At 61.3% G+C, this 20,033-nt stretch carries 20 protein-coding genes; 15 read left to right on the top strand and 5 right to left on the bottom strand.

The features are described 5' to 3' along the window. Positions 1-4 precede the first annotated feature (4 nt). The 11 genes from J3P93_RS17180 (at position 5) to J3P93_RS17230 (ending at position 13,014) form a co-directional block, all read left to right on the top strand. Complete coding sequence (locus tag J3P93_RS17180; protein ID WP_434589955.1) at positions 5-1,597, top strand: GumC family protein; 1,593 nt, start codon at positions 5-7, stop codon at positions 1,595-1,597. Continuing rightward, positions 1,594-2,685: a glycosyltransferase family 4 protein gene (locus J3P93_RS17185; protein ID WP_434589956.1), complete on the top strand. Its 1,092-nt coding sequence runs from the start codon at positions 1,594-1,596 to the stop codon at positions 2,683-2,685. Before J3P93_RS17180 ends, J3P93_RS17185 begins: the two co-directional genes overlap by 4 nt. Then, positions 2,682-4,049 (top strand): O-antigen ligase family protein, encoded by a 1,368-nt coding sequence (locus J3P93_RS17190; RefSeq protein WP_434589960.1) that lies wholly within the window; start codon positions 2,682-2,684, stop codon positions 4,047-4,049. Before J3P93_RS17185 ends, J3P93_RS17190 begins: the two co-directional genes overlap by 4 nt. After that, positions 4,046-5,014 (top strand): glycosyltransferase, encoded by a 969-nt coding sequence (locus tag J3P93_RS17195; RefSeq protein WP_434589962.1) that lies wholly within the window; start codon positions 4,046-4,048, stop codon positions 5,012-5,014. The genes J3P93_RS17190 and J3P93_RS17195 overlap by 4 nt, the downstream gene beginning before the upstream one ends. Beyond that, on the top strand, positions 5,007-6,143 hold the full coding sequence (locus tag J3P93_RS17200) for a glycosyltransferase (RefSeq protein WP_434589964.1): 1,137 nt from the start codon (positions 5,007-5,009) through the stop codon (positions 6,141-6,143). The genes J3P93_RS17195 and J3P93_RS17200 overlap by 8 nt, the downstream gene beginning before the upstream one ends. 13 nt (positions 6,144-6,156) lie before the next feature. Beyond that, a complete protein-coding gene (locus tag J3P93_RS17205) occupies positions 6,157-7,158 on the top strand; it encodes a polysaccharide deacetylase family protein (protein ID WP_434589965.1) in 1,002 nt (333 codons plus the stop codon). Further along, complete coding sequence (locus J3P93_RS17210) at positions 7,155-8,462, top strand: oligosaccharide flippase family protein (RefSeq protein WP_434589967.1); 1,308 nt, start codon at positions 7,155-7,157, stop codon at positions 8,460-8,462. Before J3P93_RS17205 ends, J3P93_RS17210 begins: the two co-directional genes overlap by 4 nt. After that, positions 8,459-10,378, top strand: coding sequence for a hypothetical protein (locus J3P93_RS17215; RefSeq protein ID WP_434589970.1), 1,920 nt, complete (start codon positions 8,459-8,461; stop codon positions 10,376-10,378). The genes J3P93_RS17210 and J3P93_RS17215 overlap by 4 nt, the downstream gene beginning before the upstream one ends. Positions 10,379-10,440: 62 nt before the next feature. Next, positions 10,441-11,130, top strand: a complete 690-nt coding sequence (locus tag J3P93_RS17220) for an N-acetyltransferase (RefSeq protein ID WP_434598426.1) — start codon at positions 10,441-10,443, stop codon at positions 11,128-11,130. 4 nt (positions 11,131-11,134) lie between these two features. Beyond that, positions 11,135-12,325 (top strand): GNAT family N-acetyltransferase, encoded by a 1,191-nt coding sequence (locus tag J3P93_RS17225; RefSeq protein ID WP_434589972.1) that lies wholly within the window; start codon positions 11,135-11,137, stop codon positions 12,323-12,325. After that, complete coding sequence (locus J3P93_RS17230) at positions 12,322-13,014, top strand: N-acetyltransferase (RefSeq protein WP_434589974.1); 693 nt, start codon at positions 12,322-12,324, stop codon at positions 13,012-13,014. The genes J3P93_RS17225 and J3P93_RS17230 overlap by 4 nt, the downstream gene beginning before the upstream one ends. Before the next feature lie 596 nt (positions 13,015-13,610). On the opposite strand, the gene J3P93_RS17235 is transcribed toward J3P93_RS17230, so the two are convergent. Further along, entirely contained in the window at positions 13,611-13,820 is a 210-nt protein-coding gene (locus J3P93_RS17235; protein ID WP_434589975.1) for a hypothetical protein, read from the bottom strand. Positions 13,821-13,935: 115 nt separating this feature from the next. Between J3P93_RS17235 and J3P93_RS17240 the strand changes: the two genes are divergently transcribed. Both J3P93_RS17240 and J3P93_RS17245 read left to right on the top strand, forming a co-directional pair. Beyond that, positions 13,936-14,229, top strand: a complete 294-nt coding sequence (locus J3P93_RS17240; protein WP_434589978.1) for a type II toxin-antitoxin system RelE/ParE family toxin — start codon at positions 13,936-13,938, stop codon at positions 14,227-14,229. 2 nt (positions 14,230-14,231) lie between these two features. Next, on the top strand, positions 14,232-14,540 hold the full coding sequence (locus J3P93_RS17245) for an addiction module antidote protein (protein WP_203421557.1): 309 nt from the start codon (positions 14,232-14,234) through the stop codon (positions 14,538-14,540). A 116-nt stretch (positions 14,541-14,656) separates the two neighbouring features. Here J3P93_RS17245 and J3P93_RS17250 read toward each other — a convergent pair whose 3' ends face one another. The 4 genes from J3P93_RS17250 to J3P93_RS17265 all read right to left on the bottom strand — a co-directional run bounded on the left by J3P93_RS17250 (position 14,657) and on the right by J3P93_RS17265 (position 17,176). Then, positions 14,657-15,454: a class I SAM-dependent methyltransferase gene (locus J3P93_RS17250; RefSeq protein WP_434589982.1), complete on the bottom strand. Its 798-nt coding sequence runs from the start codon at positions 15,452-15,454 to the stop codon at positions 14,657-14,659. A gap of 99 nt (positions 15,455-15,553) precedes the next feature. After that, a complete protein-coding gene (locus J3P93_RS17255; RefSeq protein WP_434589984.1) occupies positions 15,554-15,829 on the bottom strand; it encodes a type II toxin-antitoxin system RelE/ParE family toxin in 276 nt (91 codons plus the stop codon). Between the two features lies 1 nt (position 15,830). Beyond that, a complete protein-coding gene (locus tag J3P93_RS17260) occupies positions 15,831-16,103 on the bottom strand; it encodes a CopG family ribbon-helix-helix protein (RefSeq protein WP_090282708.1) in 273 nt (90 codons plus the stop codon). Positions 16,104-16,276: 173 nt separating this feature from the next. Next, positions 16,277-17,176, bottom strand: a complete 900-nt coding sequence (locus J3P93_RS17265; RefSeq protein ID WP_434589986.1) for a LysR family transcriptional regulator — start codon at positions 17,174-17,176, stop codon at positions 16,277-16,279. 161 nt (positions 17,177-17,337) lie between these two features. Between J3P93_RS17265 and J3P93_RS17270 the strand changes: the two genes are divergently transcribed. Both J3P93_RS17270 and J3P93_RS17275 read left to right on the top strand, forming a co-directional pair. Continuing rightward, positions 17,338-18,357 carry an alpha/beta hydrolase gene (locus J3P93_RS17270; RefSeq protein ID WP_434589988.1) on the top strand — a complete coding sequence of 340 codons (1,020 nt, stop codon included), beginning with the start codon at positions 17,338-17,340 and terminating at the stop codon, positions 18,355-18,357. A gap of 51 nt (positions 18,358-18,408) precedes the next feature. After that, positions 18,409-19,836: a mechanosensitive ion channel domain-containing protein gene (locus J3P93_RS17275; RefSeq protein ID WP_434589991.1), complete on the top strand. Its 1,428-nt coding sequence runs from the start codon at positions 18,409-18,411 to the stop codon at positions 19,834-19,836. Positions 19,837-20,033 lie beyond the last annotated feature (197 nt).

Here is a 20,033-nt window from a genome sequence, read left to right on the forward strand (position 1 = left end):
CGACATGAATCCAAAAGAAAATTACCTGCACGAGTTCTTCAGGATTTTCTTCGCCAACAAGCAACTGGTGAAGCGCATCTTCCTGACCTTTGCAGTGATCGCCCTGCTCCTGCCATTGCTGCTCAAACAGAGCTTCGATATCACCGCGCAGGTGATCGTGCAGTCGAAAAAACTCTCTCAGGGCGATGCGACCACCTCGCTGACCCAGGACAACGCCACCTTCATTCCGCCATCGCTGGCGGACATGGAAACCGAGAGCAATATCCTCCGTTCGCCGGCGCTGATCCGTCAGACCATCAGCGAACTGCGCGACAAGGGCCAGTACAACCCGCCGCCGGGGATGCTCAGCAAGCTGGCCGGCGAGCCGTTCAAGCGTTACGTCAGCACGCCACTGCGCGAGTACGTGATCAATCCGCTGCGTGATGCACTGGGCATGGAAACCGATCCGGTGCGCGACACGGCGCTGGACGGCTTGACCCAGGAAGCCATCGACAATCTGAAGATCGAAACCCTGCCGGGTTCCAATGTCATCTCGATCGTCTACAGCTTCCCTGATCCTGCCCAAGGCACCACGTTCGTGGCCGCGTTGTTGCAAAACTATCTGGTCGATCGTCAGGCGTTGCAATCGATCGAGCTGCCGCACTCGTTCTACGAGACCAAGAAGCATCAATATCAGGTGCGGCTCGATGGCCTGGAAGGCGCGAGGCTGGGCCTGCTGGAGAGCGTCGGTTCGTCCGATCCGAAAGAAGAAATCACCTTCCGCCTCAACGCGATCAACACCGAAGAGCAGGCACTCAACCTGTATCGCGATCGCTTGCTGCAAAGCCAGCGCTGGCTCGATTACCTGAAAACCAGCCTGGCCGCCGCCAACACCAACAAGCTCAATGACTACACCTTTCCGTTCACCTTCACCACGACGGTGGACAACATTGCCTTCGAGGACCGCGAGATCAGGCAAATGGGCGAGGCGCTGACCACTCAGGTCAGCCGCTACATGAATGACCTGGCGGTATTCCAGCCGGGCAGCGAGCCGATGTTGCTGGCCCGCGAGCAGATTGCCCGCACGCGTCAGCAGTTCCTCAAAGTGGTCAACAACCGCATCCAGGAACGTACGATTGACCTGTCGGTGGTCAGCCAGGTCATCGAGCAGAAAACCGCGCGCATTGCCGAGTTCAAGAATCGCATCCATCAATTGCAGCAGACCCAAAGCAAGCTGCGCCAGATGGACACCGAGATCGGCGCGTTGCACGCGGCGTTTTCTACCTATGCGCAACGCTTTGCCGAAAGCAGCACGACCCGCGCGCTGGATAACGACTTGTCCAACGCTCGTGTCCTCAGTCCGCCGTATGAACCGACCGAGGCGGCTTTTCCCAAGCCGATGCTGATCATCCCGTTCGGGCTGTTCACCGGTCTGTTGCTGGCAATCGCGTTCGTCTACGTACGTGAGTTCTTCGACCATCGCTTCAAGCATCCGGCGCAAATCAGTCACGAACTGGGCCTGCCGGTGCTGTTGGTGCTCAACGAAGAAACGCCACAGGCGGGCAATCCGCACAAGAACTGGACCATGCCGAGCCTGGTTCACTGGGTGCGCAATTGAACGCGGTGTCCACCCCTTACGTCGCGCTGCCGATCATTCATTTGCTCAGCAGCGGCGGCTTCTACGGGGCCGAGCGAATGTTGCTGGATCATTGCCTGGCGACGCCGGGGCAGCATCAGGTGCTGTTTCTCGACGCGCCGCCAGAGCTGATCGCGCGCTTTCGTGAGGCTGGGGTGGACGCTTGCTACTGCACCGGGCTGGGCGAATTGTTGCGGCACCTGCGGCAGCGCCGGGGCGACAAGCCGTTGCTCAACACGCACAACTTCAAAGGGCTGTTGTTCGGCTGGGTTGGCGCAACGCTGTTGCGCCTGCCGCTGGTGATTACTCAGCACGGGTTCACGCCGCGCAGTCGCAAGCAGAAGTTCTACACCTGGCTGAGCCTGCAACTGTGCCGCACCGCAGCGGTGAAACGGGTGGTTTGCGTGGCGCAAAGCATCGCCGCGCTGCACCTCGAGGCCCGCGTGCGGGCGGAGAAACTACAGGTGATTCCCAACGGTTTACCAGCGGCGCCAGCCATGCCGCCGGTGGCAGATCGGCAACGCTGGCTGGCCGGTTACGTCGGTCGGTTGAGCAGTGAAAAGGGCCCGGATCTGTTTCTCGATGCGCTGATTCCCTTGTGTCATCAGCACCCGCAACTGGACGCCGTGATGCTCGGTGACGGCCCGGAACGGGAGAGCTTGCAGGCGCGCATCAACGCTGCCGGTTTGCCGCGGCGGATTCGCCTGCCGGGCTATCAAACGGCGATGCAAGGCTGGTGGCAACAACTCGATGCGCTGGTGATCAGTTCGCGCACCGAGGGCACGCCGATGATTCTGCTTGAAGCGATGCAGGCCGGCGTGCCGGTGGTGGCGTTCGCGGTCGGCGGTATTCCCGATGTCTTGCAGCACGGCGTCAACGGGCTACTCGCGCCGCCAACCGATACCGCCGCCCTCACCCGCCAGCTCGACACCTTGCTGGCCGAACCGAAACTGGCCGCGCAGCTGCGCGACAACGCCAGACGCACACAACAGGAGCGCTACGACCTCAAGGCCCTGGCCGAACGCTGGTCGCAGCTGTACATCCACACGGCATGGGAGGCACGCGCATGATTTTCCCGCTCTCGATCGTCAGTCTGTTCGCACTGGTCAGCCTGGGTTTGCTGGCCAGTCCCTGGCCCTATCTCGCACCGGGGGCCGTCATTGGTCTGGTCGGTTTTACCGTCCTGTACCGCAAACCGACCTGGGGTCTGCTGGGCATTGCCGCGCTGGTACCGTTCGAAGGTTTCTTCAAGGACAGTTCAGTGTCGGGCAGCAAGTTGCTCGGTGCTTCGCTGGCGGTGATCGTGATGCTGCAACTGGCGCTGCATCAGATTCCATCGCAGCGCCTGCGCAGCAATCTGTGGCGCTACCTGATCGGCTTTATGGCGCTGTATATGCTGAGCCTGTTCGCCACCGACAACCTGGGCATGTCACAAAGTCATCTGCGTGAACTGAGCGTGGGCCTGCTGCTGTTTGTGATTACCTTATTGATCGGCCGTGAATTGAATCTGGACCTGTTCGCCCGACTGGTCACCCTCAGCGTCAGCACGACCTGCGCCATGGCGATGTTTTCCAGCAGATTCCAGGACAAGGGCCGCGCCGCCGGCCTGCTCGAAGACCCGAACGCCTTTGCGTTGCTGATCGCCTTCGCCGTGCCGCTGGGCCTGCTGCTGGTGATACGCAGCCCGAACCTGCTGCACCGTTTGTTCTGGGGAGGCTGCTGCCTCTTGCTGTTGGGCGGCATGACCAAAACCGAGTCGCGCTCAGGCCTGGTGGTGCTGGCCTTGAGCCTGGCAATCGGTGTCTGGCATTACCGCCAGCAGTTGACACGCATTCGTCCGCGGCACTTCGGCTTCGCCATGCTCGGCGCCGCGATCATTCTGCCCTTGGCGATCTACGCGATGCCGGCCGGTTATCTGGCACGCATCCAGTCGCTGAGTATCCTCAGCGCCGGGGCCAAGGCCCAGGACGAATCCCTCGGCCGTCGCGCCTCGTACATTGTCGTCGGCAGCCAGATCATCCGCGAGCATCCGCTGCTCGGCTCCGGCCCCGGCACCTTTCCGTTGCACTACGCAACCACCGGTTATGCCAAGGCGTTTTCGGCCAACCGCAAGATCGGCGACCTGTATCGGCGGGCGCACAACACGTATCTGGAGATTTTCAGCGAACTGGGTATTCCCGCCGGCCTGCTGTTTGTCGGCATGCTCGTGCAGGGCTTCTACAACCTGATCCGCGCACGGGGCGCGTGGCTTGAGCGGCGCGAGCGGCAGCACGCGGATCTGGTCACCCACCTGGGCATGAGTTTTCTGTCGTTGACGTTGTTCCTGATGTTCCTCAGCGCGCCGAACCTGAAATACCTGTGGATCATGCTGGCGCTGACCTGGGTACTGCGCGTGAAAGCCGAGCAGGCAGCGCTGCCGGAGGCCAGAACATGAGCCGGATCAGCATTGTCATGCCGATGTTCAACGAGGCCCGGCACATCGGCCGCACCTTGCTGGCCGCGCGCAAAGCGGCGAATGCCGCCGACATCGACTGTGAACTGATCGTGGTCGACAACGGCTCCATCGACGACGGACCACAGATCGCCCGCGCATTCGGCGCACGAGTTCTGGTGCTGCCCGGCCTGCTGATCGGCGCCTTGCGCAACCGTGGCGCAGCAGTTGCCAGCGGCGACTGGCTGGCGTTCATCGACGCCGATATCGAAATGCCCGAAGACTGGCTCAAGCAAATGTTCGCCCTGGCCGCGAGCGACCAGGGCGACGTCTTCGGCCTGGACCTGCACACCCCTGCCGCCGCGCCATGGTTCGCCGCCGCCTGGCAGCGCCGCTCTTTGTCTGCATCGGGCCGCGCCACTCGCAGCGTGCACTGGCTGCCCAGTGCCAACCTGCTGATGCGCAAGCAGTGGTTCGACAATGCCGGCGGTTTCAACGAAACCCTGCGCACCGGTGAGGACAAGGAATACACCCTGCGTCTGCACGGACACGGTGCGCGCCTGCTGTCGGTCAGTAGCAGCGTCGCCCTGCACTGGGGCTATGAAATGACCTGGCGCGAATGGGTCGGCAAGGAACTGTGGCGTCAGGGCAGTCATCTGCAATTGCTCCGCGCCCATGGCATGAGCCTGCGCCTGCTGCGTTTTCCGTTGCTGTCAGGGCTGGTGTGGTTGCTCGATGCGTTGGCGATCCTCGCGTTGCTCACGGGCTACGCGAATCAGGCGTTGCTGCTGCTGATGCTGGGCCTGCTACCGAGTCTGCTGCTCAGCGTGCGGCAAAGCATTCGCCAGCAAAACCTCGGCCTGACGTTGCAACTCTGGGGCCTGCACTGGGTGCGTCTGCACCTGGCCAGCGCGGCATTGATTCTCGGTCTGTGTCATTGGAACGCCAGGAGGCCCGCCCGTGGCTGAACTCATTTTTTGCCTGTGCCTGTTGCTGCCGGTGTACGCGTACATCGGCTATCCGCTGCTGCTGACCTTGCTGGCGCCGCTGTTCCCGGCCTGGCGGCATGCCCCGGCGCCGCCGCTGAACATCAGCATCGTCATTGCCGCGCACAATGAGGCGCGGCATATCGAGCACAAGTTGCGCACGCTGCTGGCCCAGGATTATCAGCCGGCCACGCTGCAGATCATTCTCGCCAGCGACGGTTCGACCGATGACACCGTGGCCTGCGCGCACAAAGTGACTGATCCGCGCATTACCGTGCTCGACCTGCCGCGCCAGGGCAAAGCCGCCACGCTCAATGCGGGGGTTGCCGTGAGCAACGGCGACATTCTGGTGTTTACCGACGCCGATAACCAATGGTCGCGCGACACCCTCGGCCACTTGCTCGCGCCGTTGAACGATCCACAAGTCGGGGCCTGTGCAGGGCATATGGTGATCCCGGTCACCGGTGGCGGCCTGAGCATCGGCGACAGCCTCTATCGGCATTACGAAGGCTGGTTGCGCCGGGTCGAGAATCGCACCGGCTGCATGGTCTCCGCCGACGGCGCGCTGCTTGCGCTGCGCCGCGAGTTGTTCCAGCCCGTGCCGGCCGAGGTCAACGATGATTTCTTCATCAGTACCTGCGCACCGGTGGCGCGCAAACGCATTGTCTACGTGCCCGAGGCCCAGGTGATCGACCAGGGTGTCGACGAAGCGGACAAGCAATGGCGTCGCCGCCAGCGGGTCACGGTCGGTGGCCTGCAGAGCCTGGCGCAACGCCGCGAACTGCTCAACCCGTTCAAGCACGGCCTGTATTCCATCGCTTTGATCAGCCACAAACTGATCCGGCGACTGGCGCCGGTGCTGTTGCTGCCGCTGCTGCTGAGCAATTTCTGGCTGTGGAACGAACACGGTTTCTATCGCCTGAGTCTGGTCGCGCAACTGATCGGTTACTCGATTGCCATCGCCGGCCTGCTGGATTCGCAACACCGTTTGCCGAAACCGTTCCGCCTCGCGGCATTCCTGCTGGTGACGCTGGCCGGCATGAGCGCCGGCCTGTGGCAGTTCCTGCGCGGGCAACGGTACGCGCAGTGGAACCCTGACCAGAATCGTTGAGAGGACGCACGCCATGGCGATCAAACAATTGCTCAAACGCACCAGCGGCTGGCTTTATCTCAACTCGTCAGTGGGGCGTAACCAGTTGCACGGGGCCGGGGTCATCCTGATGCTCCACCGGGTGCTGGGCAACGACCGTGCCGCCAACCTGCCGCACCGCAATGAACTGTGCGTTGGTCCGCAGGCGTTCGAACATTTGCTGATATGGCTGCGCAAGCATTTCGATTGCGTGCCGCTGATGGAATTGCTGCAGCCCAACGCCCTGCGCACCGAGCGCCCGCGTGTAGCGCTGACCTTCGATGATGGCTGGCGTGACAACGCGGTCAATGCCTATCCGCTGCTGCAAAAACAGCAGGTGCCGGCGAGCATTTTTCTCTCCACCGATTTCATTGGCAGCCGGCAACGCTTCTGGTGGGAAAGCGTCGGGGAAACGCTGTGGGGCAGTCATGGCGAAAAGGCCCGCATGCACCTGATCGAGCACCTGCGCATCACCGGTCATCCGTTACCGGTGCTGCTCGACGATATCGACGTCGACCGGCGCAGCGTGGCGCTGCTGCATTATTTGCAAGGGTTGAAGAGCCTCGATCCGCAGGAACTTGAACGTCTTACCAACGAGTGTCCGCCGGATTCCTTGCCGCAAGCGCTGGACTGGCATCAGGTGCGCGCCATGGAAGCCTCCGGCCTGGTGCGTTTCGGCCCGCACGGCGCCAGTCACTCGATCCTCACCGGGCTGGACGACGTGCGTCTGCACGAAGAAATCAGCCGCAGCCGTGGCGCCTTGCAAAACGGCTGCAATCGGCCATTGCCGGTGTATTGCTACCCCAACGGCGACAACGACGAGCGCGTGCGTGAGCAGGTTGCCAATCACGACTATCCGTTTGCCCTGGGCACCACCACAGGACTCTATCGCGGCGCCGGCGATCCGCTGAACCTGCCACGCTTCGGCGTCAGCCAGCGCACCGCGCGCAATCCGGAACTGTTGTCGTTACGGATCTTTCGCGGGGCACGGCCATGAGTCGCGGCAGCTACCTCAAGCACCTCGCCCTGAGCATGGGCACCAAACTGGCGATGATCGCCTTGCGCCTGCTGCGCAACGTGTTGCTGGCGCGGATTCTCGGGCCGAGTGAGCGCGGTTTGTTCGCCCTGCTCAGCACCCTGCCGGATCTGATCAGTGCGGCCACCAGCGGCGGCCTGAATTCGGCGGTCGGTTATCAAGCGGCCAATCAGCGGCCGATGGGCTTGTTGCTCGCTCAGGTGTTGGTGTTCGGCTGTCTGCTGGCGGGGCTGCTGACGTTGCTGGTGGTGGCGCTGGCGCGAGAATTCGGCAGCGAACTGGATGTCACGATGCAACTTGGGTTGCTCGCGTGGCTGTTGTTGCTGGCGGTGCCGCTGACGGTACTCAAAAGCGGCCTGCTGACCTTGCACAACGCCTCGGGTGGTGTGGTCGCGTTCAACGTCCTGCGCCTGATCGAATCGCTGGCGCCGTTGCTGTTGTTTGTCGCGCTGTTCTGGATGTGGAAAGAGGCCGCACTCGAAGCCGCGCTGATCAGTTGGCTGGCCGGCATCAGTCTGGTGGTGCTGGTGGGCTGGATGTGGCTCAAACGCGCACAGCCAACTCAGTTGCAATGGGATCGTGCGAGCCAGAACGAGCTGCTGCGATTCAGTGCGCGCAGCCATCCGGATCTGCTGTTCCAACAGGTCATTCTGCGCTCCGATTACTTGTTTATCGGGGCCCTTCTGGGCAGCACCGCGCTCGGCCATTACGCCATGGCCAGCGCCGCCGCCGAACTGCTGCTGATCGTTCCGGAAACCGTCACCACACCGCTGATGAAGCGTCTGCTGCAACAGGACAAAGGCATGGACAAGGTCACGCCGCTGGCGCTGCGCCTGACCGCCACGGTGATGCTCGGCGCCTGCATTACCATGGCGCTGATCGGCGAGTGGCTGATCGTCACCTTGTTTGGTGTCGCTTACCAACCGGCCTACCCGGCGTTGCTGGCATTGCTCCCGGGGCTGTTGGGCCTGTGCTACGCCAGCATTCTGCGCCTGGACCTGATCGGCAAAAATCGCCCCGCCACCGTGTCGCTGATGATGGGGGTGGGTGCGTTACTCAATCTGGCATTGAATCTGTTGCTGATTCCGAGCTACGGCATCGTCGGCGCAGCAGCAGCGTCCTCGATTGCCTATCTGGCAGTGACCCTGGCGATGCTCGTGCTGTATTGCAAGCTCAGCGGCGTGGCGTTCCGGCACACGCTGTTCATCCTGCCCGCTGACATCAGCCCGATGTGGCTGATGTTGCAACGCCGGAAAGCCGCATGAAGCGCCTGGCCCTGTTGCTCGGACTCGGCATGTCGCTGAACGGCTTCGCTGCGCCGATGCAGTGGAGCGACATCCGCGACGGCAGTCTGTATCTGCAAGCCGATCGCCCGGACACCGTCACCGTGAGCTGGGTTCCGGCATGGCAGGCCGAGGCCAATGAAGAGCATATCTACCTGCTCGACGGCTACGGCCGATTGCAAGGTGACCGGTTCATCAAGGCCAGTGAGGTGCGCGGTTCACAGCGCTGGCCGCTGGTGCCGGGAGCGGCCAGCTACCGTCTGGAGATTCCCGGCTACAGCTTTCGCAGTTACCGCGTCGAACATGACGACCAGACCGTGGCGCTGTTCAGTCCGGCCAAGGTGCACTTCAGTGTCGAAACGCGCAGTGGCGCTGAGCTGTTTTTCCAGGTCGCACCGGGCGAACGTGCGGTGCTGAACGGCAAGTACCATGGCGGCGTCAACGCACTGCAGGCACAGCGCGTGGACGACGGCCAACAGCTGTCACTGCCCCTCAAGCGTCACCCCGCCTATTGGCAATTCGATCAAATCGCCTTGCCGGTCAGCGACCAGGTCCAGGTCTGGCGCTTGCGCCTGCAAGGCAGCGGCAAAGCGGCGTTCTGGCTCGACGGCACGGCCAACCTGTTTGCGCAAAACCCCCAGCAGCTCCAGCCATTGCGTGAAGATCCGGGCCAGGTACGACTGACCCTGCACGATAAAGTCCTTGGGCGCACGCCGGATCTGGGCATAGCCCTGCCCAATCTCATGCCGCCCGCCACCAGTTACGCCGCACTGGATGCGTTGAAACCGACCGCAGCGAGTTATTACAGCTACGTTGACGTTGTTTCGAAAAAGGCCGGTTTCGAAGACCCGGTTCGTCAGCTCTATCAGTCTCGTTTCGGCATCCGTCAGGACATCACCCTGCTCGCCGGCACCGGGCGTCAGGCCAATCTGCGTGCCGACGTGCAAAGCAGCAACGGTCTTGACGCGTGGCTCGCCGCTACACGCGCACTGGGTGGTCAAGGCACGCATTACATCGGCTTCGCCGACGAGCCGAATCTCAACTATTCGAGCTACGAAGATTACCGGGCGATCTTTGTCAGCATGGCCCGCCAGGTGCGCAGCGACCCAGCCAATGCCAAGGCCGGCGTGCGCATCGCCATGCCCGCCACTTCACGCTTGGTCAACGGGCCGTTCACGCGCAACGCGGCGAGCAAACGCGGCATCGACTGGGCCCGCCGAATGCTCAGCGAATCCGCCGATCAGGTCGACGCATTGGCCTGGCACGAATGGATGATTCGCGACCTGCTGGCAACCCGGGTCTACCGCGACAGCGTGCGCCGCGCCGCCGATCTGGTCGGCCTCGACGCAAACGGTCAGCCGCGCAAGGCCTTGCTGCTCGATCAGACCAACCTGTCCAGCGGCTCGAGCCTGAGCCCGTACGATCAGGAAACTCACTACGCCGCGCTGTGGTGGGCCTCGGTTGTCATCAACGCTTCTCAGGATGGTCTGCTGAGCATGCTCAACTGGTTTCAGGCAGCCGATGAACCGCCCTACGCCAAGGGCATGGCGCGCGTGTCGGGCGACGGTCGCTTCGAGCTGAAACCGGTAGGCCTTGCCCAGCAATTCATCGCTCGGCATTGGCTGCCGCAAGTGCTGCAACTGGATAACGACGCCTTTGAAGTGGACGTGCTGGCGATGGCCGGCGACGCGCAGCGCACTGTGCTCGGGGTGAACAAAGGCACACGCCTGCAACGTGTTGACCTGAGCGGCGCCCAGTGCCCGCTGAACCACGGCGTCCTGCGCTTTTTCGGCACCGACAATCGCAGCCGCGACGCAGCGTTTGCCTGCGAAAACGGCCGCGTGCGTTTCGAGTTACCGGGGCAAACCCTGTTTGCCCTGAACTGGAGCGCGTCATGAACCGCCCTTCCGCCCTGCGAGCGTCATTGCTGCGCGTGGCACCTTCAGCAGGAGATGAAACCATGGATACCTTGAAAAAACTCAGCGGACATATCCGGCGCAAAGGTCTGCGAGCGACCTTGACGAAGATCCGCAGAATGTACATTTTCGCCCATCAGCAATTGCTGTGGATGGAGCGCGATCTGGTCAGTCCGGTGCCGCCGTACAGCCTCAAGCCTTACCCGCCGCTGCGCGTAATGAACATAACCGCAGACAACGCCAGCGCCTTCACCCGTTACTTCGGCGACCGGGTCGGGGTCATGGCCGAGCTGGCCGATGAAGGTCACACCGGGCATATGCATGTCGACGAGCACGGCGATGCCGTGGCGTTTATCTGGGGTACGCCGCGCGATTATTTTGATCGGCATTACTACGGTTGCCGGTTCCCGGTGAAGCCCGGCGAGTTTTTCGAATTTGGTGGGGAAATGGCCCGCGCCTACTGGGGCACGGCATTGTCCGTCGATGTGCAAGTGCGCCTGTGGCAGGCCATGGCCGTGCAAGGATGCAGCAAAGTGGTCGATGTCTGTGACTCGAGCAACATCCCGGCGCTCAAGCTGCACCTGCGCATGGGCTATACCGAACAACAGCGGATCATGAATATCTACACGCTGTTCGGCCGCTGGCGTTTCTACCGCGAAACCCGCTACAGCGGCTCACGCCTGGCGGCGCTGCGCAAACCTTCCCGTCCACCTGTCGAAGCAACGGCGGCCTGAACCCATGGCGATGCGATTCGAATGGCGCACCTCCCTGTGCGCAGCGGACTTCCCGGCGAACGCCTACGAAGCACTGCGCCTGCACGTAGCCGACCATACGCCGTTCAATAACCTTGGCTGGTTGTGCGCGGCCGAGCAGGCCCTGGCCGAGGATCAGCGCCTGCACATTCTGCTCGGCTGGGACGCAGACACATTGCGCCTGTGCCTGCCGCTGGTGGCCAGCCGCGAACGCTTCGCTGGGGTGCCCTTTCGCGTCTTGCATCACCTGGGTTATCCGCTGGCCGATCGGCTCGCGCTGCTGTCGTTGCTCGGCGCCGAGGACATGCGCGAGGCGCTGGGGCTGATCCGTCAGCGCCTGCCCCATGCGCTGCTGCAACTCAATGAACTGTCGGAACCGGCCGGTGAAGAAAGTGCACTCACCCAGTGGATGGCGCGCAGCTCCACTGCCGAACGGCGCCTGAGTTGCCGGGTGCCGGTGCACCTGATCAGCGAAGCTGACCGTCAGGAAGTTTCCGGCGACCCGCGCTACAAACTGCGGCGGGCGCGCAAACGGATTGCCGCGTGCGGCGCCCAGGTACGGCGAATCACCCCCGATGCGCTGTCGATGCCCACGGTTTTACAGGCATTGCAGGCAGTCGAGTCGGTCAGCTGGAAAGGTGACGAAGGTGTCGGGATCTTCGCCACCGAACACAGTCGTCAGTGGATAAACAGCGCGTTCACCGCCCTCGCCGCTCAGGGCCTGGTGCGGGTCGTGACGCTGGAGCTGGACGGTCGCTGCATCAGCTATCGGCTGGGCCTGCTCGAGCAGGGCCGACTCTACGACTACAACCTTGCGTTCTTGCCGCAGCATGCCGATCTGGGCAGCGGCCGCGTGCTGCTGGAGGAATGGATTCGTTGGGGCCTGGACGAACAATGGCACTGGATCGATGCGTCGCGGGTCAGCCTGGAGAACTCCAGCCATCAATTGCACGAGCGCATGACCGGACAACTCGAACACTGGCGCTGGAGCTTCTACTCATGGCGCCCCAGTGGCTTGCTGCTGGGCCTTGCGCTACGTCTTTGGTACTGCGTCAAACCGGCCTTGCAAAAAAGACGCGCACAGCGTGCGGGCAACCCGGCGGCAACAGATACATCTGCAACTCAACCGGCAACATCATCCCCCACACCTGGGCTAGCGCCTCGGAGAGCATCATGAACGTCATCGAAGAACTGCTTCTGCGCATCAAACAAAAAGGCCTGCGCCGCACCCTTGGCGCGCTGGGGAAACGTTACATATTCGCTCATCGTAAATTGCTCTGGATGGAGCGCGATCTGGTCACGCCGATTGCCCCGAACAAACTGCGCCCCTGTGAAGGTTTGCGCAGGGTCGACATCACCGAGGAAAACGCCAAGGCCTTCAGCAAGTACTTTGGCGACCGCGTGCAGACCATGGCCGAACTGGCCGCTGAAGGACATACGGGGCACATGTACCTGGACCAGGACGATCACACCGTCGGTTTCGTCTGGGCCAGCGCACGCGACTATTACGACCGCCACTTCTATCGCTGCACGTTCCCGGTCCAGCCCGGTGAATACTTCCAGTTCGGTGCCGAAATTACCCGGCACTATTTTGGCAGTAGCCTGACCGTCGATGCACAGGTCGCACTCTGGCAAGTCATGGCGGCCCGCGGCTTCAAGAAAGTCGTGGATATCTGCGACAGCGCCAATATTCAAGCCCTGAAAATGCACATGCGCCTGGGTTATCAGGAACAAGGGCGGATCACCCACGTCTACGACCTGTTCGGGCACTGGCGCTTCACCCGCCAAACGCGCTACAGCGAGTCAAGACTGGAAGCACTGCGCAAGCCGGAAAGACCGGTAGTGAGCGCGGCGGCACAGGCGTAATTCACCCCGCAAGCGGCGGCCATGGGGCCGCCATCGCTTGCAGGCAAGCTCCTGCATGTTGATTGCATTTGTTCAGTTGGAGCGACTTCAACTTGGGGGAGCCAGCCTGCTGGCGATGGCGCAGGTCAGGCAATGCTTGAACTCAGCCTGAAAATCAAAAGCCCCTCATCGGAACGCCGCCCGCCTAGCCCTCTCCCAGAGGGAGAGGGGACTGACCGGGGTGGATGAAAGAGATGCGCCAACGCGCAACACCGAGTCGAACTCAGGTTTTGAACGGCCCACAAATCGGCTCCCTCTCCAGGGGGAGAGGGCTGGGGTGAGGGGCAGCCACACCACCAATCCAAAGCCGAACAACCGCTTCTAACCACTCAACAATGAGCGTTAGCTCGAGTGCTCTTGATCTTGATCCACCGGCGACGTCGGAAGGCTGAGTGGAAGGATCGATCCGGGCGTGGGAGCGCAGCGACCGTCTGGCGAAGCCAGACACAGCGGAAGTAGGTGCAGCGAAGCAAACCGTAGCCGCTGCGCCCGGATCGATCCCGCAGCGAAGGGACCCGAGCCTGCGAGGGCCGAACGTAGGAGCAAGCGTTTTTTGCTTACTTTTTTTGGCGTTTGAAAAAAAGTGAGTCGCCGTCAGGCGAAACCGCCAGCCGCAGCACCCGAAGCAACGGATATGTACCCAAAACCAAAAAACTCAGCACCTGAAAGAAAGCCATCGCCACCAGGCTGGCTCCCACAGTGCAACCGAGTACATCCACAACGATGGCTCGACCATCAGGCCCGCTGGTGATGAGGCCGGTAGCCATACCCGCTGCTCCCACAAGCCATAGCTTCATTGCCTACATTCACCGACGAATTCTCCAACCTGCAGTAAAGACCTGACTGACTGCTTATCCGTATCTACTTGGATACAGTCAGGTAATGACTTATCTTATCCAGCAAACCGCAACCTTCCAGGCCTGGCACCGCTCGATCCGAGATCTTCAGGCCAAAGTGGCCATCGCTCGGCGTATCGATCGGGCGTCAACAGGCAATCTCGGCGATGCAAAATCGGTGGGTGACGGTGTATCTGAAATGCGCTTGGATATCGGTCCAGGCTACCGGGTGTATTTCACGATACGCAACGGTGCAGTGATCATATTGCTGGCCGGAGGCGACAAATCTTCACAAAGCGCAGACATCCGCCGCGCACAAAAAATGGCCAAGGAGGTATGACCATGAGTCAGGCTTTAACCAATTTCGACATGGCATCACTGCTGGACAGCGACGAAGCCATCAGCGAATACCTGTCTCAGGTACTCGCTGACGGAGATAACGAAGAGTTCCTTCGCGCGATCGGCCATGTGCTCAAGGCCCGTGGAATGACGCAGATAGCCAAAAGCTCAGGCATGGGCCGCGAGAGTCTGTACAAGGCGTTCGCGCCGGGTGCAAAACCGCGCTTCGATACAGTTCTGAAAGTGATTCATGCCCTCGGCATGGACCTTTGCGCACAACCGGGGCATGTGATCAATCACTCGGCTTCCTGAGTTCTGATGCGACCATAGATCTCTTGGCGAGCACACTCCCACATTGGTCTCGCGTACCGCGACTGTCCTTTGTGGGAGCCTGTTCGCGAAGAGGCCCGTCGTCGCAATAAAGGTGCTCAGACCTTGCTCGCCACCAAGGTAAAACACATCGGCATCTGCGCCGTCTGGTTCATATAGCGGTCATACACCTCTTCCCGATTCGAATGCGCATATTCCCTGAAGTGCGCGACATTCAACCCCGCCCCGATCACCCCGCTGAATATCGCGCCAAGGGTGTGCACGAACCAGTACGACTTTGCCGCCTGCTGTTCAACCTTGCCGACGTAGACAATCGGCTCTTTCTGCACAAACGGCTCGGCGCGAAAGTACGAGCTGGCGAGGCGATAAGGGTCCTCGCCAGCAGGATCGACCATTTCCAGAAACGGATGGGTCTCGTAGATCACCAGCTTGCCACCCGGTTTGAGCACCTGTGCGACATGACGAAAAAACTCGCCAAGGTCGGGCATCCAGTTGAGCACGCCAATGGTGATCAGGGCGACGTCAAACCGGTTATGCAATGACGCAGGCAAATGATGGATATCGCTTTCGACAAACTCGGCAGGATGCGGTGAGCGAGCATTCAGCGCGCGGGCCTGTTCGAGGAAGGCTGCCGACTGATCGACGCCGACCACACTGCGCGCACCCAGGGCAAACAGCGACAGGCTTTCCCGACCGTTGTTGCAGCCCAGTTGAATCACGTCCTTGCCGTCGACTTCCAGCAAACCGCTCAGGGTTTCGTCGAGACAGGAAAAATCCGCCTGCACGACGTCGCTGAGCAAGGCCTGCCAGTCCGGTGAATTCTGATGGTGATGAGCGGAATCATTCCAGGCCTGTCGATTACTCTCGATGGCGGTTTTGGGATTGGGCACTTCCATGGCGCACTCCGGATAGGGCTCGTGATCGAGCGGCATGAGTCTAGACCAGACCCGGAGTGGCGGTTGTTGCAATGTTGTAAATGCGAATTCGGCGACGGGCTATCGTTCTTCGCGGGTGTGCCAAAGGCGCAGCAGGTAGATAGTCGGACCGATAATCTCATAGCGCATGTCGTAGTGCCCTACCAGAATCCTTCGCACATCTCGCGGTTCAAACTCTTCCAGACGCTCGCCCAAGCGCGGATTGGCCAATAGCATTGCAGAAGCAGCAGTCAGCTGTTGCACAGTACGTGCAGCGGCAGGTTGATTGACTGCTGCCAAGAACTCGTAAAGCCTGGTCAAATCGGAAAGTCCTTTGCTCGTCCACTTCAACTCCATATTAAAGTGGTGCCTTGAGCGGAGCATCAGAACTCAAGCTGTCCGCCCAAGCCTGCACCGATTGATGATCGATGACGCGCCCGGCGTCCACATCAGCCAACGCTTCGCGCGTCAAACGGCTGCGTTCTTCTTCTTGATCAATCCAGGCGCTCAGGGCTTGTTTCACGATCCAGTTGCGCGAGCGTTCAAGACGCTCGGCCATCAGGTCGACCTTCTCGGCCAACTGCACCGGAACGTGGGCAGTAACGGATCGGGTTTTCATTGTCGCGGCCATGTGAGTGTCTCCTGATGATTGAGGGCAGCGAGAGTCATAAGCCAACAGAATAGTGACCTGTGATTGAGCTTGCCTACTCTCGCAACAAACTGAATCAAAGTTAATCACAACACACCATCTTCTGCTATCAAGCCCGACGGAACGTCAAGGGGCAGAAAAGCTTTCTTTCCAGATCAAAGATTCACATGGCTCTGGTTCAACCGCTCACGCAAAAACTCCACCAGCGCCTGCACCGGCCTCGATGCCTGCCGATGCTGCGGATAAACCGCCGACAACGTCAGTGGCTCGGGGCGCAGATCGTCCAGCACCGGCACCAGTCGTCCATCCTTCAACGCCGCGCCGACGATGAATGTCGGCAGATAAGTAATACCCATCCCCTGCACCGCCGCATCGCGCAGCAATTCACCATTATTCACGCGCATGCGCCCGGCGACGTTAATCAATACCGGTTTGCCCTGCCCTTCGTTGAATCGCCATTGCACCGAGCGCCCGTGACCATACGGCAAGCAATCATGGCCGTGCAGGTCTTCAGGCTTGAGTGGCGTACCGCGTTCGGCCAAATAGGCCGGGCTTGCGCAATACACTCGTTCGATGGACGCGATGCGCCGGGCGATCAGCGTCGAGTCCTCCAGCGTGCCAATGCGTAGGGCCAGGTCGTAGCCCTCGCCCAGCAAGTCCACCGGGCGATCGCTCAGGTCCACTTCCACCGTCACTTCGCGATAGCGCTGCAGAAACAGCGGCAGCAGGCAACCCAGATGCGCCACGGCAAACGACAGCGGCGCGCTCAGGCGGATCGTCCCGCGCGGCTCCGCCGTTTCCCCGGCGATGCCCTGCTCGACTTGCTCGACTTCGCTCAGCAAGCGCAAGGCCGCTTCGTAATAACTCTGCCCCAGCGGGGTGACATCGAGGCGCCGGGTCGAGCGGTTCAATAAACGCACGCCAAGCCGCTCTTCCAACTGCATCAAACGACGGCTGACGAACTGCTTGGACAGGCCCAACTGATCAGCCGCTGAGGTGAAGCTGCCGGAGTCCATGACCTGGCAAAAAATACGCATGTCTTCGAACGGGTTCATTGTCACTCTCTGGTGGACAGTTAAACGCTTTATAGCTGCTTTTTCACTTTTCAGCAGCCCATTAATCTGTGCTCACGGTGTTGCTGAGGCCAGAAACCCAGCGCCACAGCAGCCCGCAACTCAGGCAAAAAATCAAAAAACATTCAAAAGGATTTCCACCCATGAGCATCGTCAAGAAAACCCTCGCCGCATCCTTCCTCGCCCTGTCCATCGGCAATGCGTTCGCCGCTGAAAGTACCGGGGTCGAACACAACACCCAGGCCTTCCTCGATGCCCTCGCCGCTGGCGGCGGCAAGCCGCTGGAACAGTTGAGCCCGAAAGACGCCCGTGCGGTGCTGACCGGTGCCCAGGCGTCGGTGAAAGTGGATCTGTCGGGGATTGAAGTCAGCGACAAGGCGATCAAGGTCGACGGCCAGACGATCAACCTGAAAGTAGTGCGCCCGGCCAAGGTCAAGGGCGAGTTGCCGGTGTTCATGTTCTTCCACGGTGGCGGCTGGGTGCTCGGCGACTTCCCGACGCACCAACGGCTGATTCGTGATCTGGTGGTCGGCTCTGGGGCTGTTGCGGTGTACGTCGATTACACGCCGTCGCCGGAAGCGCAGTACCCGACCGCGATCAACCAGGCCTACGCCGCAACGAAATGGGTCGCCGAGCACGGCAAGGAAATTGGCGTCGACGGCATGCGCCTCGCCGTGGCCGGCAACAGCGTCGGCGGCAACATGGCCGCGGTGGTGGCGTTGATGGCCAAGGAACAAAAAGCCCCGGCGCTGCGCTTCCAGTTGCTGATGTGGCCGGTGACCAATGCGCAGTTTAACGACGGTTCGTACCAGCAATTTGCCGAGGGGCATTTCCTCACCAAAGGCATGATGCAGTGGTTCTGGGACAACTACACCATCAACCCGGCCGAGCGTGCGCAGATCCACGCCTCGCCGCTCAACGCCAGCCGCGAACAGCTCAAAGGCTTGCCGGCAGCGCTGGTGCAGACCGCCGAATTCGACGTCCTGCGCGATGAAGGCGAAGGCTATGCGCGGCACCTGGATGCGGCCGGCGTGGCGGTGACCTCGGTGCGCTACAACGGGATGATCCATGACTTCGGCCTGCTCAACCCACTGAGCCAGATTCCCGAAGTGCAGGCAGCGGTACGGCAAGCGGCCGCCGAACTGAAAACCCACCTCAACTGAGCCCAGGCCCGGCGCCCTAAAAGCGCCGGGCTTTTTGTGTGAGTAACGCCCATGACTTTCCTTCTCGCTCACCTGCTCTCCTGGAGCGCCGTGCTGTTGTTGCTCGACGCCGCGCTGTGGCACTTCGCGCCCTACAAGCATCGCGCGCCGAAAGTCGGTGTGCGGCTGGTGCTGTTCCTGGCCTTTAGCGCGCTGGTGATCAACGCCGGTGTCAGCCCGTTGCAGGCGCCGCAATTTGCCGATGACCCGGTGGCGCAATTGGGCGCGACGGCGCTGGGCATTCTCTGGTGGCTGTACGCCGCGCGGGTGCTGACCGAAGTCATCGGCCTGGCCCTGATGCGTCGCATCGGCCACAGCGGCCGTCTGTTGCAGGACGTGATCGGCGCGCTGGTGTTTCTCGTCGCCATCGTCGCCGCCGCCGGTTATGTGCTGGAGCTGCCGGTGAAAGGTCTGCTGGCGACGTCGGGCGTGGTCGCCATCGTTGTTGGTCTGGCGCTGCAAAGCACGCTGGCCGATGTGTTTTCCGGGATCGTGCTGAACACCACCAAGCCGTATCAGGTGGACGATTTCGTGATGATCGACGGCGTCGAAGGCAAGGTGTTCGACATCGACTGGCGCGCCACCCATCTGCTGACCAGTGCCGGGACCATGGCGGTGGTGCCGAACTCGGTGGCGGCCAAGGCGAAGATCGTCAACCTCAGCCGCCCGAACAACATGCATGGCGTGTCGATCAGCATCAAAGTGCCTAACCATATCCGCCCACGCCGGGTGCTCGATGCGCTGGATCGCACGCTGCAAGGCAGCAGTTCGCTGTTGCTCAGCCCGGCACCAAAAGCCGTGCTGAAGGAGGCCGGCGAAACCATGTCGGAGTACGTCGCCAGCGGTTTCATCGCCGAGCTGGGCAAGAAAAGCGAAGTGCGCAATCAACTGTTCGACCTCGCCCACCGGCATCTCGAAGCCGCCGGCATTTCGCGTCATCCCGATGGCGTGATCGAACCCTCGAGCCGCGCCCGCGCGTTGCTCGACGAGGTGAAGATCTTCCGTTCGCTGAGCAGTGACGAGCGTGATCGCCTCGCCGAATCGATGGTCGCCGAGCAATACACGGCGGGTCAGGTGGTTCTCGACCTGGATGAAGTGCCGGACAGCCTGTTCGTGATTGCCACAGGCGTGGTCAGCGCGACTGTGCCGGATGGCGACAACAAGGTCGAAGCCGGGCGTATGGGTCCGAGTGAGGTGATGGGTGAACAGAGCATCCTCGCCGACACGCCGTCGCAGGCGACGTTCACGGCGCTGACGTCGAGCATCGTTTATCGACTCGACAAGCAGTTGACCCGTGAGTGCATGGGCAAACGCAGTGAGGTGGGTCGGGCCTTGAACAAGTTGCAGGCGGTGCGTCAGCAGAACAGTCGCCTCGCGTTGATGGCCAAACCGGTGGCGGTGAAGAAGGGAGGGTTTTTGGGGTGGTTGCAGAAGCGCTGAAGATCAAGATCAAAAGCCTCCCCCCTCATCGGAACGCCGCCCGCCCAGCCCTCTCCCCCAAGGGGGCGAGGGGGAAAGGGAGCCGATCTTCAAGCCTTGCAACACCGGAGATCGACTCGATATTGGAGGTCGGAGTATCTCGAAAGAGCCCCTCGGTCAGTCCCCTCTCCCTCTGGGAGAGGGGTAGGCGGGCGGCG

The organism is Pseudomonas sp. R3-57, assembly GCF_051132065.1.
Classification (GTDB): domain Bacteria; phylum Pseudomonadota; class Gammaproteobacteria; order Pseudomonadales; family Pseudomonadaceae; genus Aquipseudomonas.